Genomic DNA, 15520 nt, shown 5'->3' with positions numbered 1-15520 from the left:
TCTCACAGAAGTGCTTTTATGACGATCTGTTCTAATGCGCTGCTGTGATTCCCTGACGCCGACCTGGCCCGAGGTGACATGCTGCTCCAAGTCAGGGGGGTTGGTCCCAATGTCCGAAGTGTTCCGAGGGCTGCCGTTCCAACGATCACCAGAGGTCCGGCCGGAGGTCGATGTGTCCACGAGCATCAATCCCACCGTGCGCCGTCGGCGCCTGGGTTCGGAGCTGCGCAAACTCCGCGAGGGCCTCGGGATGACGGCGGAGGAGGTGGCGGGCCGGCTGATGGTCTCCCAGTCGAAGATCAGCCGACTGGAGAACGGCCGCCGCAGCATCAGCCAGCGCGACGTGCGCGACCTCTGCGACGTCTACCTCGTGAACGACGAGCAGATGCGCTCCAGCCTCATGGAGATGGCCAAGGAGTCCCGCCAGCGCGGCTGGTGGCACGACTTCAACGACATGCCGACCCCGTACAGCGTCTACATCGGGTTGGAGGCCGAGGCCTCCTCGATCCGCGCGTACGAGTCCTCCTTCGTCCCGGGCCTGTTGCAGACCGAGCAGTACGCGCAGGCCGTCGTGGAGGGCACCCAGCCGGACACCGACGCGCTCGCCGTGCAGCGCCGGGTGCAGGTCCGGATGAAGCGCCAGGACCGCATCCAGGGCGAGCACCAGCTGGGCAGCCTGTGGACCGTCATAGACGAGGCGGTGCTGCGCCGCGAGGTCGGCAGCCGCGAGGTGATGGCCCAGCAGCTCAAGCACATGATGGAGCTGAGCCAGCGCCCGAACATCACCATCCAGGTGATCCCGTTCTCGGCCGGGGCCCACCCCGGCATGACCGGGACATTCTCCCTGCTGGAGTTCCCCGAGTCAGCCGATTCCACGGTTGTCTACTTCGAAGGGGTGACGAGCGATCTCTACCTGGAGAAGGACGCGGACGTGCGCCGCTATACCGGTCTGTACGACTACCTGAGGGCGGCGGCACTCGGAGTGGCGGAGAGCCGGACGCTGATAGCTGAGATTGAAGAGGGATACCACTGATGAGCACCACCTCCGAGCACGGAACCCGCTGGCGAAAGAGCAGCCACAGCGGCGGTAACGGCGCCTGCGTGGAGATCGCCACGCAGGCCGCGGGGGCGGTGGCGGTACGGGACTCCAAGGACCCTCAGGGACCACAGCTGCGCTTCTCCGCCGAGGCCTGGACCGCGTTCGCGAGTGCCGCGGCCACCGGGGTGTTCGGCGGCCGCTGAACCGGCCCCGCGCGCCCGGTACGAATCCGAGCTCGGCCCAGTTGCCCGTAGCAGTGGCCGTCGCCCTCACCGGCGTCGGCGGCCGACGCTACGGGCAACTGTCGTTCCCACCCGAACTGCCGCTCCCACCCGAACTGCCGCTCCCGCCCGGACGGTTCAGCGCACCACCGGGTACCGCTCGGACCAGGTCAGCCCCTCCGGAGTGCGCGGGTCGTGCAGTTCGTTGCCGTGCATCAGCTCCAGCACGAAGTCGTCGGCGAGTTCGAGGATGGCGCCGCGCCCCTCCAGCCCGGCCACCAGCCCGGACGGCAGCGCGGTGTCGCCGTGCAGCACCCCGAGCAGGTTCCCGCAGATCGCGCCGGTGGAGTCGCTGTCCCCGGAGTGGTTGACGGCGAGCAGCAGGCCCGAGCGCACGTCGTGCGCGACCAGCGCGCAGTAGACCCCGATCGCCAGCGCCTCCTCGGCGACCCAGCCCTCCCCCAGCGCCTCCACCCGGTCGGCGGAGGGCTCGCCGGCGCGGACCGCGTCCAGCGCGGCCCGCAGCGCGGCGGTGGTCTCCTCGTGCGCCTGCCGCTCGGAGAGCAGGGCCAGGGCGAGGTGGACGCCCTCCTCCAGGGTGCCGCCGCGGGCCACGCTCTGGACGATCACCGCGAGCGCGCCCGACGCGAGGTAGCCGGTGGGGTGGCCGTGGGTGAGCACCGCGCACTCCACCGCGAGTTGGAACACCAGGCCCGGCTCCCAGGTGGTGAGCAGGCCGAACGGCGCCGCCCGCACCACCGTGCCGCAGGCCTTGGAGTGCGGGTTCTTGGGCCGCTCCACGGTGCCGAGGGACTCGCCGTCGGCCCCGGTCAGGCCGGACAGGCAGCCCTGGCCGGGGGCGCGCTGGGCGTACAGCCACTCCTCGCGGCCGAGCCAGCCGAGGTCGGGGCGGCGCTCGTCGGGGCCCCAGTCGCGCTGGGTGGCGGCCCAGCGCAGGTAGGCCAGGTGCAGGTCGGTGGGCGGGTGCCAGCTGCCGGTGTCGCGCCGGATGTGGGCGCGGATCAGGCCGTCGACGGTGAACAGGGTGAGCTGGGTGTCGTCGGTGACGGCGCCGGTGCGCCCGTACGCGGGGACGTAGCCGGTGACGCCCTGCGGGCCGTGCTGGGCGCGGATCTTCTCCAGCGACTCGAACTCGACGCCGGCGCCGAGCGCGTCGCCGAGGGCACCGCCGAGCAGACAGCCCCGCACCCGGCTGCGGAAGTCCTGTTGCTGGGCGCGTGACCACAGTGGCATCACGACGGGGCGCCTTTCCTCGGGGTAGGGGCTGCGCGACGCACGGCCGTGGCGCGCGCCCTGGCACTGTATTCGAAGACCCGAGCGAATCAAGGGCGTCCCTCGTACTCCGGTTTCCCGGCCCCGGCCGCCGCAAGGGCAGCAGCCGGGGCCGGGAAACCGGAGGGGCGGGGCGGGGATCAGTCCAGGACCGGCAGCAGCTCCGGCAGGTGCCCGTCCGAGGCCAGCGCCGCGGCCAGGCGCTCGGCCGGCACCTCGCCGTAGGTGGTGGTGCGCTGGCGGTGCGGGCGGCCCGCCGCCTCGGCGATCGCCTGGAGGTCGCGCACCGACTTGTAACTCCCGTACGCCGAGCCGGCCATCCGCGAGATGGTCTCCTCCATCAGCGTGCCGCCCAGGTCGTTGGCGCCCGAGCGGAGCATCTCGGCGGCGCCCTCCGCGCCCAGCTTGACCCAGCTGGTCTGGATGTTGGGGATGTGCGGGTGCAGCAGCAGCCGGGCCATCGCGATCACCGCGCGGTTGTCCCGGGCGGTCGGGCCCGGCCGGGCGATGCCGGCCAGGTAGACCGGCGCGTTGGTGTGGATGAACGGCAGGGTCACGAACTCGGTGAAGCCACCGGTGCGCTGCTGGATCTCGGCGAGCAGCCGCAGGTGCCCGAGCCAGTGCTTCGGGGTGTCCACGTGCCCGTACATCATGGTGGACGAGGAGCGGATGCCCAGCTCGTGCGCGGTGGTGACCACCTCGACCCAGGTGGCGGCCGGCAGTTTGCCCTTGGTGAGCACCCAGCGGACCTCGTCGTCCAGGATCTCGGCCGCCGTGCCCGGGATGCTGTCCAGGCCGTTCTCCTTGGCCCGCTGGAGCCAGTCGCGGATGGACAGCCCGGTGCGGGTCGCGCCGTTGACCACCTCCATCGGCGAGAAGGCGTGCACGTGGATGCCGGGCACCCGCTCCTTCACCGCGCGGGCGATGTCGAAGTAGGCGGTGCCGGGCAGGTCCGGGTGGATGCCGCCCTGCATGCAGACCTCGGTGGCGCCGACCTCCCAGGCCTGCGCGGCCCGGTCGGCGACCTGCTCCAGCGACAGGGTGTAGGCGTCGGCGTCGGTGCGGCGCTGGGCGAACGCGCAGAAGCGGCAGCCGGTGTAGCAGACGTTGGTGAAGTTGATGTTCCGGGTGACGCAGTAGGTGACGTCCTCCCCGACGGCCGCCCGGCGGACGTCGTCGGCGATCCGGCAGAGCGCGTCCAGGGCCGGGCCGTCCGCGTGGAACAGCGCCAGCGCCTGGTCGTCGGTGAGCCGCGTCGGGTCGTCGGCGGCCACCGCCAGGGCCTCGCGCAGGTCGCCGATCAGCCGCTCGGGCGCGCCCTCGGCGAGCACCTGCTCGCGCAGCACCTCCCAGTCGCCGTAGACGTCCTCGAAGTCGGCCCGGCGGTCGCCGGTGCGGCCCTCGGTGTCGATGGTGGCGTGCAGGTCGGTCCGCCCGTACGAGACGGGCAGGTCCTCGGGCTCCTGCCAGGGCAGGCCGCGGACCACCGCGTCCGGGTTCGCCAGCCCCGTCCCCGGGTCGGCGAGGGCGCGCACGTGCGGCAGCACCCGCGGGTCCAGCCAGGGCTCGCCGCGCCGCACGTACTCGGGGTAGACGGCGAGGCGTTCGCGCAGCTCGAAGCCGGCGGCCGCGGAGCGCTCGGCGAGCCGCTCGATCTGCGGCCACGGGCGTTCGGGGTTGACGTGGTCGGGGGTGAGCGGCGAGACGCCGCCCCAGTCGTCGACGCCGGCCGCGATCAGCCGCCCGTACTCGCCGTCCACCAGGTTCGGCGGCGCCTGCAGGCAGGCCGCCGGGCCCATCACGTGCCGGGCCACCGCCACGGTGGCGACCAGTTCGTCCAGTTCGGCGTCGGGCATGCCGCGCATCGCCGTGTCCGGCTTGGCGCGGAAGTTCTGCAGGATCAGCTCCTGGACGCCGTGGTAGGCCCGGGAGACCTTGCGCAGCGCGAACAGCGACTCGGCGCGCTCCTGGTACGTCTCGCCGATGCCGATCAGCAGGCCGCTGGTGAACGGGACGGAGCTGCGCCCGGCGTCCTCCAGCACCCGCAGCCGGACGGCCGGTTCCTTGTCCGGCGAGCCGAAGTGCGGGCCGCCGGGCTCGCTCCACAGCCGGGTGGCGGTGGTCTCCAGCATCATGCCCATCGAGGCGGAGACGGGCTTGAGCCGCTGGAAGTCCGTCCAGCCGAGCACCCCGGGGTTGAGGTGCGGGAGCAGGCCGGTCTCCTCCAGGATGCGGATCGACATCGCCCGCACGTAGGCGATGGTGTCGTCGTAGCCGTGCGCGTCGAGCCACTCGCGGGCTTCGGGCCAGCGGTCCTCGGGCTTGTCGCCGAGGGTGATCAGGGCTTCCTTGCAGCCGAGTTCGGCTCCGCGCCGGGCGACGTCCAGCACCTCGTCGGGGGACATGAACATCCCGTGGCCGGCCCGGCGCAGCTTGCCGGGGACGGTGGCGAAGGTGCAGTAGTGGCACTTGTCGCGGCAGAGCCGGGTGAGCGGGATGAAGACGCTCTTGGAGTAGGTGATGACGCCGGGCCGCCCGGCCGCCGCCAGGCCCGCGTCGCGGACCCGGGCGGCGCTCGCACACAGGTCGTCCAGGTCCTCGCCTCTGGCCTGGAGCAGCACCGCGGCCTCGGTGACGTCCAGGGCGACGCCGTCCCGGGCGCGGCGCAGGGCGCGCCGCATCGCGTTCGCGGTCGGGGGGTTGCTTGCGTCCATGGCGGTTCCGTCCATGGCGCGACCCTACGCCAGGTGTCGTACGTTCGGAGGAGCCAACCCTGAGGGCGTCTCAGGGTCGGTGTACCCGTGAGGTTTACCCCGAACTGGCCCTGCAGGGCGATGACGGCGGCGGGGCGGGGGCCTCTAATGGAGGGGCACAGCCAATCGCCCGTGTTCACAGAGGAGTTGAGGACGCCATGACCAATGACACGGCGGCGGGGGACAACGTGGACGGCGGCGTGCCGTACCGCTCACGGCGGCGCACGCTGGTGCGGGCCGGGGTGCCGCTGGCGGTGGCCGCGGTGATCGCCGCCGGGGTCGGGCTGGTGCCCGCGCTGGCGGCCGACGCCCCGCCCGACCTTCCCTCGCTGACGGCGGAGCAGCTGGTGGCCAAGGCGCTCGGCTCCGACGCGCAGACCCTCTCCGGCACGGTGTCCGTCTCCACCGACCTCGGCCTGCCCAGCCAGCTGCTGGGCGCCGCGGCCGGCGGGCTCGGCGCGGTGGCCGGCCGCGGGGGCGGCGGCCAGGGCTCCTCGGCGGCCGACCCGCAGGCCAAGCTGCTCGGCCTGCTCGGCGGCGACCAGACCCTGCGGGTCGCGGTGGACGGCCCGGACCGCCAGCGGGTCGACCTGCTGGAGGACATGGCCGGCTACACCGTCGTCCACAACGGCGACCAGGCCTGGGCCTGGGACAGTTCGACCAACACCGCCGTACGCCTGACCGGCCAGGCGGCCGCCCGGCACCCCGACGCCGCTGGCAAGCACCCCGACGCCGCCGGCAAGCACCCCGGGGCACCGCTGACCGGGGTGCCGACGACCCCGCAGGAGGCCGCCCGGCAGTTCCTGACCGCGAGCGCGGGCACCACGTCGGTCACCGTGGCCGGCACCGCCAACGTGGCCGGGCAGAAGGCGTACCAGCTGAGCGTCAAGCCCGCCCAGTCCGGTTCGACCGTCGCCGAGGTCCGGATCGCGGTCGCCGCCGACAACGGGGTGCCGCTCTCGGTGGTGGTCAAGGGCGTCGACGGTTCCACCGTGCTGGACGTCCACTTCACCGACGTGTCCTTCGCCAAGCCGGCCGCCAAGACCTTCGACTTCACCGTGCCCAAGGGCGCCAAGGTGACGGAGCACAAGGCGGACGGGGGCGCCAAGGGTGAGATGCCGCAGGGCTTCGCGCCCACGGGTTCCGCGCCCGGGGGCAAGGCCGGTCAGGACGCCTCGGGCCAGGACCACGGCGGCGTGAACGTGATCGGCGAGGGCTGGACGACCGTGGTCTCGGCGCAGCTGCCCGGCGGCGCCGTCGACGCGCCGCAGGACGGCGGCCAGGGCGGCAAGCACGGCGGCCGGGGTGCGGCCCTGAACCCGCAGGCGCTGGTGAAGTCGCTCGGCAAGCCGGTCGGCGGCGGCACGCTGATCAGCACCAAGGTGGTGAACGTCCTGGTCACCGACGACGGCCGGGTGTTCGCCGGCGCGGTGACCCTGCCGGTGCTCCAGCACGCCGCCGGGGTGAACTGACGGATGACGAAGGCTCCCGTAACGGGGGACGTTACGGAGTCGGCCGGGGGTCCGGGCGCCGAGCAGCGCCCGGGCCCCGTGCCTTCCACCTCCTCCTCCCCCTCCACCTCCTCCCCTGGTTCCCCCGGTTCCTCCCGTCCCGACGACGTGATCAGGACCCGCGGCCTGACCAAGCGCTTCCGGGGTGGCCAGCTCGCCGTGGACGGCCTGGACCTGAGCGTGCCGCGCGGCTCCGTCTTCGGCTTCCTCGGCCCGAACGGCTCCGGCAAGACCACCACCATCCGGATGCTGATGGGCCTGATCGCCCCCACCTCCGGCGTCGCCACCGTCCTCGGCGAGCCGATGCCGCAGTCCGTCGCCTCCGTGCTGCCCCGGGTGGGCGCGCTGATCGAGGGCCCGGCGCTGTACGGCTTCCTCTCCGGGCGGGACAACCTGGTCCGGTTCGACGCCGCCGACCCGACCGCCGACCCGCGCACCCGGCGCCTGCGCGTCGAGACGGCGTTGGAACGGGTCGGGCTGAGCGCCGCGGCGGCCAAGAAGGCCCGCGCGTACTCGCTGGGCATGAAGCAGCGGCTCGGCCTGGCGTCGGCGCTGCTCCAGCCGCGCGAGCTGCTGGTGCTGGACGAGCCCACCAACGGGCTGGACCCGCAGGGCATGCGCGAGATCCGGGCGCTGGTGCGGGAGGTCGCGGCGGAGGGGACCACGGTGTTCCTCTCCTCGCACCTGCTGGACGAGATCGAGCAGGTCTGCACGCACGCGGCGGTGATGTCCCGGGGCCGGCTGGTGGTGCAGGGCACCGTCGCCGAACTGGCCGCCCGCGCGCAGGGCCGGCTGGTGGTCCGCACGCCGGACGTGGCGCACGCCGTGGAGGTGCTGGCGGCCCACCGGGTCGGCTCCCTGCTGCCCGGCGACGGGCGGGTGGACGGCGAGCTCGGCGCGCTCGGCTCGCTCGACGCCCCGGTCGAGGAGGCGCTGCCGAAGCTGTGCGCGGCGCTGGTCGAGGCCGGGGTGCGGGTGCACGGGTTCGGGCTGGAGCGGGGCACGTTGGAGGACGCCTTCGTGGCGCTGACCGGGGAGGGCTTCGATGTCGCAGGCTGAGCTGTCGCAGGCCGGGATGTCGCAGGCCGGGGCGGTGCCGGTCGGGGCTCAGCCGGTCCGGACCGGGCGGAGGCCGCAGACGGCGGCCGGGTTCCTGGCGCTGTTCCGCAACGAACTGCACCTGACCTTCCGCCGGATGCGCACCAAGGTGCTGCTGGGGATCCTGGCGGTGCTGCCGATCCTGATCGGCGTGGTCGTCAAGCTCAACACGGGCAGCCCGCACGAGGGCGGCGGCGGGGTGAACTTCATCGCGCAGACCACCCAAAACGGCCTGTTCCTGGTCTTCACCGCCCTCGCGGTCGCGCTGCCGGTGTTCCTGCCGATGACGGTCGGCGTGGTCGCCGGGGACTCGGTCGCCGGTGAGGCGGCCACCGGGACGCTGCGCTACCTGCTGGTCGCACCGGCCGGGCGCACCAGGCTGCTGGCCGCCAAGTTCACCGCCGGGCTGGTGTTCTGCCTGGCCGCCACCGTGGCGGTCGCGGCGGCGGCGCTGGCCACCGGTGCCGCGCTGTTCCCGCTCGGCGAGGTGACGCTGATCTCCGGGGACACCATCGGCTTCGGCGACGCGCTGCTGCGGGCGGTGCTCGTGGCCGGGGTGGTGGCGGCCTCGCTGGCCGGGCTGGTGGCGATCGGGCTGTTCGTCTCCACGCTCACCGGCAGCGGCATCGCGGCGATGGCCGCGACCGTCGGGCTGGTGGTCACCGTGCAGATCCTGGACGCCTTCCCGCAGTTGGACGCCGTGCGGCCCTTCCTGTTCACCCACTACTGGCTCAGCTTCGCGGACCTCCTGCGGCAGCCGATGTACTGGGACGGCGTGTGGAAGGACCTCGGCCTCCAGGCCGCCTACGTCGCCGTGTTCGGCGCGGCGGCCTGGTCCCGCTTCACCAGCCGGGACATCAGCGCCTGACCACCGGCCGGGCGGGGGCGGATCAGCGCCTGATCGCCACCTCGGCGGGGGCGGGCTGCGGCACGGCCGCGGCCCGCCCGGCGCGGTCGGCCCGCACCTGGCGCAGCGCGTCCCAGGTGAGCACCGCGAGCGCCAGCCAGACCAGGCCGAAGCCGGCCCAGCGGGCGGGCGGCATCGACTCGTGGAACACCGCCACACCGATCAGGAACTGGAACACCGGCGCCAGGTACTGCAGCAGCCCGAGCACGGTCAGCGGCACCCGCACCGCCGCCGCGCCGAAGAACAGCAGCGGGATCGCCGTGATCACCCCGCTGAGCAGCAGCAGCCCGGAGTGCCCCCAGCCGTACGAGCCGGCCACCGTGTGGCCGAAGGTGCCGCGCCCGCTGACCTCCAGGTAGACCAGGTAGCCGAGCGCGAACGGGAACATGAAGGCGCTCTCCGCCGCCAGGCTCTCCAGCCCGCTCAGCCCGACCTTCTTCTTCAGCAGGCCGTACGTGGCGAAGGAGAGCGCCAGGGTGAGCGCGATCCACGGCAGCCGCCCGTACGCGACGCTGAGCACCGCGACGGCGGCCGCGCCGACGCCGACCGCCGTCCACTGCGCCGTCCGCAGCCGCTCCTTGAGCACCAGGACGCCGAAGCCGATGGTGACCAGCGGGTTGATGAAGTAGCCGAGACTGGTCTCGACGACGTGCCCGGCGTTGACGCCCCAGATGTAGACGCCCCAGTTGATCGAGATCACCGTGGCCGCGCCGGCCAGCATGGCGAGCCGGCGGGGCTGGCGCAGCAGCGGGCGTATCCAGCTCCAGTGCCGCTGGACGATCAGCAGCAGCACCACGGCGACCAGGGACCAGACCATCCGGTTGGCCAGGATGTCGTCGGCGGCGCCGGGCTCCAACAGTGGCCAGAACAGGGGGAACAGGCCCCAGATGCCGTAGGCCGCGACGCCGTACCAGAGGCCTCGGCCGTTGTCCTGTTGGGTTGTCTCCGGCATGGCCGCCTGCCCTCCGCGCGCGTGTGTCGAGGTGACGGTAGCGGGCGGAGGGGCGGCCTGTCATCTCCGTTTCCGCATTTTGGTCATGACAGCTCTGACCTCGGGAAACGCGGGGTTCGCGGCCGGCCGGAGCGTCTCAGGCCTGGGGCGCCTCAGGCCTGGAACGTCTCAGGCCTGGAACGTCTCAGGCCCGGAGCGCCTCAGGCCCGGAGCGCGGCGCGGACCGACTCGGCCAGCGGGACGGTCGGGCGGCCGATCAGCCGGGCCAGGTCGCCCGGGGTGCCGGCCAGCTCGCCGCGGGCGATGCCCGCGTCCACGTCCACCAGCACCTCGGCGAAGCCCTCCGGCAGGCCCGCGCCGACCAGCGCCGCGAGGTGCTCCGCCGGCGGCACGTCCCGGTGCTCGACCGGCCGGCCGGAGACCAGCGCCAGCTCGGCCGCCAGCTCCGCCAGGCTCCACGCGGCGTCGCCGCTCAGCTCGTACACCTTGCCCTCGTGGCCCTCGCCGAGGAGGACGGCGACCGCCGCGTCCGCGTAGTCCTTGCGCGGGGCGGTGGCCACCCGGCCGCCCCCGGCGCTGCCGAGCACCACGCCGCGCGCCACCGTACCGGCCGCGTCGCCCAGGTAGTTCTCGGTGTACCAGCCGTTGCGCAGCAGGACGGACGGCAGGCCGGAGGCGCGGATCAGCTCCTCCGTCGCCCGGTGCTCGTCGGCCAGCCGGAAGGTCGCCGCGCCCGGCGCGCTCGTGTAGGCGAACAGCGCGACACCGGCCGCACGGGCCGCGTCGACCACCGCGCGGTGCTGCGGGATCCGGCGGCCGACCTCGCTGCCCGAGATCAGCAGCACCCGGTCCCCGGCCGCGAAGGCACCGGCCAGGGACGCCGGGTCGTCGTAGTCGACCACGCGGACGGCCACCCCGCGCGCGGCCAGGTCGGCCGCCTTCTCGGCGGAGCGGACGGCGACCGCCACCTCGCTCGCGGGGACCGCGGCCAGCAGGCCTTCGACGACGAGACGGCCGAGCTGGCCGGTGGCACCGGTGACGACGTACATGGGGATGCTCCTTGGACGGGGTTTCTGCCTCGGAACTCACCCTAGGGGCGGCACTAACCTTTCGAAAGTACGCACTTCAAAGTACGGTACTGATATAGAGGTAATGGCACAGAGGTGACAGCGCGGAGGTCATGGCATGAAGGTCCTGGAGGAGGGCGGCCCGGCCGTCCCGGTGCGCGAGCTGCCGCCGACCGGCGTGTTCGACCGCATGTGCCCGTCCCGGGGCGTGCTGGAGCACGTCACCAGCCGCTGGGGCGTCCTCGTCCTCGGCGCGCTGCACGAGCGCGGCTACCGCTTCAGCGAACTGCGCCGCCGGGTCTCCGGCGTCAGCGAGAAGATGCTCGCGCAGACCCTGCAGACGCTGGAGCGCGACGGATTCGTGCACCGCGAGGCCCACCCGGTGATCCCGCCCCGGGTCGACTACAGCCTCACCCCGCTCGGCCGGGAGGCCGCCGAACTGGTCGCCGCCCTCGCGCACTGGTCCGAGCGGCGGGTCCCCGCCGTCGAGGCCGCCCGCGCGGAGTACGACGCCCGGCCTAGCGTTCGCTGATCAGGGCCGCCAGCCCGTCCAGGACGCGGGCCAGGCCGAAGGCGTACGCGTGGTCCGGGTCGTACGCGCCGCCGTGCGCCTCGCCGGCGGCGGCCCCGACCCGGGCCGCGACCGGGTAGCGCTCGGCGTCGAAGACCTTGGCGAGCAGGTCGGCGTTGGCGGCCCACCACTGCGCGTCGGTCATCGCGCTGTCCTGCCGGGCGGCGCGCTCGTCGGCGGCCATCCGGGCGCAGGTCTGGACGAAGCCCAGCAGGTGGGTGAGCGCCGCGTCCAGCTCGACGTCGGGCAGGCCGGTGCCCTCGAAGGCGCGCAGCTCGTACTCGTACTTGGCCATCAGGCCCGGGCCGAGCGGCGGTCGGCTGGTGGAGACGGCCGCGACCCACGGGTGGGCGCGGTGCAGCGCCCGGTTGTCGTCGGCGACGGCGGTGACCCTGGCCCGCCAGCCGTCGTCGGCGGGGGTGCTGCGGGGCGTCGTGGCGTAGACGGTGTCCAGCATCAGGTCGAGCAGTTCGGCCTTGCCGGGGACGTAGGTGTACAGCGCCATCGGGGACAGCCCCAGCTCCTGCGCCACCCGGCGCATGGTGACGGCGTCCACGCCCTCGGCGTCGGCCAGGGCGATGGCCGTGGCGGCGATCTCGCCGGTCGACCGGGCCTGCTTCGGGCCGCGCCGGCCGGGCTTCTCCTCGGCGGTCAGCCCCCAGAGCAGGGCGAGGGTGCGCGCCGGGTCTCCTGCGCTGCTGCGGTCCGTGGCCATGGGGGGATCTTTTCACGGCCCCGCCCGGCTACCGTCTCCCCATGACCAGCGTCCCGAGCAGCAGCGTCCCGACCGGCGGCGGCCCGAACGGCAGCGGCCTGACCGGCGGCCCGGACCCGCTCCCGGGCACCGACACCCCCGAGGCCATCCGCCCCCGCGTCACCTGCCGCCGCTGCCACCGCCCGCTGCACGACCCGGAGTCGCGGATCCTGCGGCTCGGCCCGGAGTGCCGTGATCCGGCGGAGCGGGTCGCGCGCTTCGACGTCGACCAGGATCCGCTGCCGGGCATCGGGTAGCGGGCGCCGGGTAGCGGGCATCGGCTAGCGGGCGCCGGGTAACCGGCGCCGGCCGCGTAGCGCTCCGCTCGTCAGGCGCGCCGGAAGAGGCGGCGGAGGAGGCCGGGGCGGGGTTCCGGCTGCTCCTCGGTCGCCGGTTCGCGCTCCGCGGCCTTCTCGGTCGCCCTGGCCCCTCCGGGCTCTCCGGCCTCCGCCGCCTCCCGGGCCTCCCGCGCCTCCCGGGCCTTGGCCCGCTCGATCAGCCGCCGGGCCAGATCGAGGTCGGCCGGGGGCAGCCACGGCGCGGTGAGCGCCAGCGCGGCGAGCGAGCGCAGGACGGTCACCACCCGGGTGCGGTGGGCCCGGGCGCTGTAGTGCAGCCGCTGCCGGAGCCGGTCGGCGATGTCGGCGCGGGTCTCGGGGTGCGTCCAGCCGATCGCGACGAGGGCGAAGCCGGCCGCCTCGACCACCCAGTCCTCGGGCCCGAGCAGCAGGTCGACCAGCACGCGGCGGCGGTCGGAGCCCTCCCACGGCTGGTCGGTGCGGTGGTGGGCGATGCCGAGGCAGGCGAAGACCTGGACGGCCCGCACCCACAGTTCGGGCTGGTGGGCGAGCAGGGCCCGGCCGAGGTCGTCCTCCCGGGGCGTCGGCGGGTGGACGAGCGTGCCCAGCAGGTCGTCGAGGGGCAGCCCGGCCAGCCGGACGGCGTGGTCGTAGGCGGCGGGGACGGTCGCCCAGACGATCTCGGCGGTGTCCCGGACGAGTTCGGCGCTGTCCGGCGCGGGCGGGGCGACGGCCGGGCGCGGGTCGGTGCCGTCCCAGGACCAGATCGGGGTGGTCGGTTCGGCCAGCGGCAGCCGGGGGTCGGGCTCGGCGACGGACCGGTAGTCGACGGTGGCGCGCGGCAGGGCGAGGCGGACGGCCAGCAGGGAGCTGGGCGGCTCCACGGCGGAGGCGCTGCATTCGATCTCGCTGTCGCGGGTGGTGCCGGGGGCGGCGAGGACCTGGTGCAGCACGTTGACGGTCGCCTCGGTGGCGCCGGAGACCATGCCGAGCCAGGGTTCCCGGTGGCTGAGCCGTTCCAGCAGGTCCTGGGCGTACTCGTGGTCGGGGTGGGCGCGGTGGTGGTCGGCCAGGGCGAGCAGGTGGGCGGGGTCGCCGTCGACGGCGTGCAGCAGGCCGTACCGGGCGGGGGCCGCCTTGGGGTGGTCGGGTTCGGTGGCGAGCACCCGGTCCAGCCAGGGCAGGCCGTCGGCGGGGCGGCCGAGGGCGCCGTACAACTCGGCGACGTCGACGGCGAGGTAGCTGCTGGAGTTGTCCCGCTCCGGTTCGACCCGGGCCAGTTCGGCCTCCCAGACGGCGAGCGCCCGTTCCGGCCGGCCGTGGGCGCGCAGGGCGTTGCCGAGCATCACGGACGGCAGGTAGCCGGGGGCCAGCAGGTGGGCCAGTTCGGCGAGTTCGACGGCGCGGTCGGTGGCGCCGAGGCGGCGGGTGAGGCCGGAGGCCATCGCGAGCAGCAGCGCGTGGTCGCCGTGGCGGGCCACCACGGCCTGCACGAAGTCCTCGAACGGCTGGACGGCGTCGGCGAGTTCGGTGGGCAGTGGGTCGGGCAGGCCGCCGGTGGCCCGGGCCACCGCCTGGGCGACGGCGTCGGGGTCGACGAGGGCGGGCAGGTCCTCGCGGGCGAGCCAGGCGGTGTGCGCCCAGGGTCTCGCGGGCTCGTACTGGATCGCGGAGGCGAGCAGGCCGACGGCGGTGTCCCAGTCCCCGGCGGCGGCCTCGACGTGGGCCCGGCAGGCGACGGTGCCCAGGTAGACCTGGCCGTCCAGCGGGAACAGCTCGCGGGCGGCGGCCGGGCCTCCGGCGGCGGCGCTCAACTCGGCCAGTGCCTCGTGCAGTTCGGGCAGCTGGGGGTCGGCGAGGATCGCGTCGGCCAGGTGGTCGGCGGCGTGCGGGAGGTCTCCGGAGTCGATGGCCAGCCGGGCCACCGCCACCTCGCCCTCCGCCGCCAGCCGCTCGTCGCCCTCGTCGTCGGCGTGCCCCATGTGGTCATCCCCCCGCTCGCGGTGTCTCCTGTGCGCGGACGAGGTTATCCCGCGAATCTGATGACCTGATGATCACGCTGTCGGTGTGTCGGACGAGCTGGAAATGGCCTGAATCGCTCTCAGACCTTGGGGTGGATAGGGCCCAAACGAGTGGTTTGGGCGTCGACGAGCGCCTTTCTCCGGAAATCGCGCACCACGATGTCACCGGCGCTTCGCTCCCGAAGCACCCCACTTCACCCCACCCCGACGCCAAGCGAGAAGTGACGATGAAGCTCTCCCGCACCCTGTCCATGGCCGCCTCGGCCGCCGTCCTGAGCACCGTCGCCCTGGGCACCAGCGCCCTCACCGGGCACGCCACACCGGCGGCCGCCGCCTCGTTCGTGGTCAGCGAAGCCCAGTTCAACCAGATGTTCCCGAGCCGGAACTCCTTCTACACCTACCGCGGCCTGACCGACGCCCTCAGCGCCTACCCCGGGTTCACCACCACCGGCAACGAGGCCACCCGCAAGCGCGAGGCCGCCGCCTTCCTCGCCAACGTCAGCCACGAGACCGGCGACCTGAAGTACGTCGTCGAGCAGAACACCGCCAACTACAGCCACTACTGCGACGCCTCGCAGCCCTACGGCTGTCCCGCCGGCAAGAGCGCCTACTACGGGCGCGGCCCGCTCCAGATCAGCTGGAACTTCAACTACAAGGCGGCGGGCGACGCCCTGCACATCGACCTGTTGAACAACCCCTACCAGGTCGAGCGGGACGCCGCGGTCTCCTGGAAGACCGCCCTCTGGTTCTGGGACACCCAGAAGGGCGCCGGGACGATGACCCCGCACGACGCCATCGTCAACAACAAGGGCTTCGGCGAGACCATCCGCAGCATCAACGGCGACCTGGAGTGCAACGGCAAGAACCCGGACGAGCGCAACGACCGCATCAACCTCTTCAAGAAGTTCGTCGGCGTCCTCGGCACCGACGTCGGCGGCGGCAACATCTCCTGCTGATGCGCCGAGAGTTGAGCAGGAAGTCGGCCGGGCCGACTTCCTGCTCACGGGGTCGTTTCGTGCTGCGGCCAGGGGCGG

At 73.6% G+C, this 15520-nt stretch carries 14 protein-coding genes; 8 read left to right on the top strand and 6 right to left on the bottom strand.

The window, feature by feature from the left end:
- The first annotated feature begins 172 nt into the window (after positions 1 to 172).
- Entirely contained in the window at positions 173 to 1033 is an 861-nt protein-coding gene (locus tag ACIPLC_RS31065) for a helix-turn-helix domain-containing protein (RefSeq protein WP_400476366.1), read from the top strand.
- Positions 1033 to 1242, top strand: coding sequence for a DUF397 domain-containing protein (locus ACIPLC_RS31060; RefSeq protein WP_400476365.1), 210 nt, complete (start codon positions 1033 to 1035; stop codon positions 1240 to 1242). The genes ACIPLC_RS31065 and ACIPLC_RS31060 overlap by 1 nt, the downstream gene beginning before the upstream one ends.
- A 156-nt stretch (positions 1243 to 1398) precedes the next feature.
- Here ACIPLC_RS31060 and ACIPLC_RS31055 read toward each other — a convergent pair whose 3' ends face one another.
- Positions 1399 to 2514: an ADP-ribosylglycohydrolase family protein gene (locus tag ACIPLC_RS31055; protein WP_400476364.1), complete on the bottom strand. Its 1116-nt coding sequence runs from the start codon at positions 2512 to 2514 to the stop codon at positions 1399 to 1401.
- Positions 2515 to 2693: 179 nt separating this feature from the next.
- On the bottom strand, positions 2694 to 5282 hold the full coding sequence (locus tag ACIPLC_RS31050) for a bifunctional FO biosynthesis protein CofGH (protein WP_400476363.1): 2589 nt from the start codon (positions 5280 to 5282) through the stop codon (positions 2694 to 2696).
- A gap of 182 nt (positions 5283 to 5464) precedes the next feature.
- Between ACIPLC_RS31050 and ACIPLC_RS31045 the strand changes: the two genes are divergently transcribed.
- The 3 genes from ACIPLC_RS31045 to ACIPLC_RS31035 are packed head-to-tail and all read left to right on the top strand — an operon-like array spanning position 5465 to position 8783.
- Entirely contained in the window at positions 5465 to 6778 is a 1314-nt protein-coding gene (locus ACIPLC_RS31045) for an outer membrane lipoprotein carrier protein LolA (protein WP_400476362.1), read from the top strand.
- Between the two features lie 3 nt (positions 6779 to 6781).
- On the top strand, positions 6782 to 7876 hold the full coding sequence (locus ACIPLC_RS31040) for an ABC transporter ATP-binding protein (protein WP_400476361.1): 1095 nt from the start codon (positions 6782 to 6784) through the stop codon (positions 7874 to 7876).
- The gene (locus ACIPLC_RS31035) at positions 7863 to 8783 is read left to right on the top strand and encodes an ABC transporter permease (protein ID WP_400476360.1); all 921 of its coding nucleotides are present in this window, start codon (positions 7863 to 7865) and stop codon (positions 8781 to 8783) included. Before ACIPLC_RS31040 ends, ACIPLC_RS31035 begins: the two co-directional genes overlap by 14 nt.
- A gap of 22 nt (positions 8784 to 8805) precedes the next feature.
- Here ACIPLC_RS31035 and rarD read toward each other — a convergent pair whose 3' ends face one another.
- Both rarD and ACIPLC_RS31025 read right to left on the bottom strand, forming a co-directional pair.
- Positions 8806 to 9774, bottom strand: a complete 969-nt coding sequence (gene rarD, locus ACIPLC_RS31030) for an EamA family transporter RarD (RefSeq protein WP_400476359.1) — start codon at positions 9772 to 9774, stop codon at positions 8806 to 8808.
- A 200-nt stretch (positions 9775 to 9974) separates the two neighbouring features.
- On the bottom strand, positions 9975 to 10823 hold the full coding sequence (locus tag ACIPLC_RS31025) for an SDR family oxidoreductase (RefSeq protein WP_400476358.1): 849 nt from the start codon (positions 10821 to 10823) through the stop codon (positions 9975 to 9977).
- A 208-nt stretch (positions 10824 to 11031) separates the two neighbouring features.
- On the opposite strand from ACIPLC_RS31025, the gene ACIPLC_RS31020 reads away from it, so the two are divergent.
- On the top strand, positions 11032 to 11373 hold the full coding sequence (locus tag ACIPLC_RS31020) for a winged helix-turn-helix transcriptional regulator (RefSeq protein ID WP_400476392.1): 342 nt from the start codon (positions 11032 to 11034) through the stop codon (positions 11371 to 11373).
- Here the strand turns inward: ACIPLC_RS31020 and ACIPLC_RS31015 are convergent.
- Positions 11360 to 12127, bottom strand: coding sequence for a TetR/AcrR family transcriptional regulator (locus tag ACIPLC_RS31015; protein WP_400476357.1), 768 nt, complete (start codon positions 12125 to 12127; stop codon positions 11360 to 11362). The genes ACIPLC_RS31020 and ACIPLC_RS31015 overlap by 14 nt on opposite strands.
- Before the next feature lie 41 nt (positions 12128 to 12168).
- Here ACIPLC_RS31015 and ACIPLC_RS31010 point away from each other — a divergent pair, with 41 nt between their 5' ends.
- Positions 12169 to 12423, top strand: coding sequence for a DUF6011 domain-containing protein (locus ACIPLC_RS31010; RefSeq protein ID WP_400476356.1), 255 nt, complete (start codon positions 12169 to 12171; stop codon positions 12421 to 12423).
- 71 nt (positions 12424 to 12494) lie between these two features.
- Here the strand turns inward: ACIPLC_RS31010 and ACIPLC_RS31005 are convergent, their stop codons facing one another.
- Complete coding sequence (locus ACIPLC_RS31005; protein WP_400476355.1) at positions 12495 to 14447, bottom strand: tetratricopeptide repeat protein; 1953 nt, start codon at positions 14445 to 14447, stop codon at positions 12495 to 12497.
- Between the two features lie 266 nt (positions 14448 to 14713).
- Between ACIPLC_RS31005 and ACIPLC_RS31000 the strand changes: the two genes are divergently transcribed.
- Entirely contained in the window at positions 14714 to 15442 is a 729-nt protein-coding gene (locus tag ACIPLC_RS31000) for a chitinase (RefSeq protein WP_400476354.1), read from the top strand.
- The last annotated feature ends 78 nt before the right edge of the window (positions 15443 to 15520 follow it).

Origin of the sequence: Kitasatospora sp. NPDC086801 (assembly GCF_044745805.1) — a bacterium.
GTDB lineage: Bacteria > Actinomycetota > Actinomycetes > Streptomycetales > Streptomycetaceae > Kitasatospora.
Note: the sequence above shows the minus strand (reverse complement) of the source record. Positions and strands in the feature narration are given on the sequence as shown.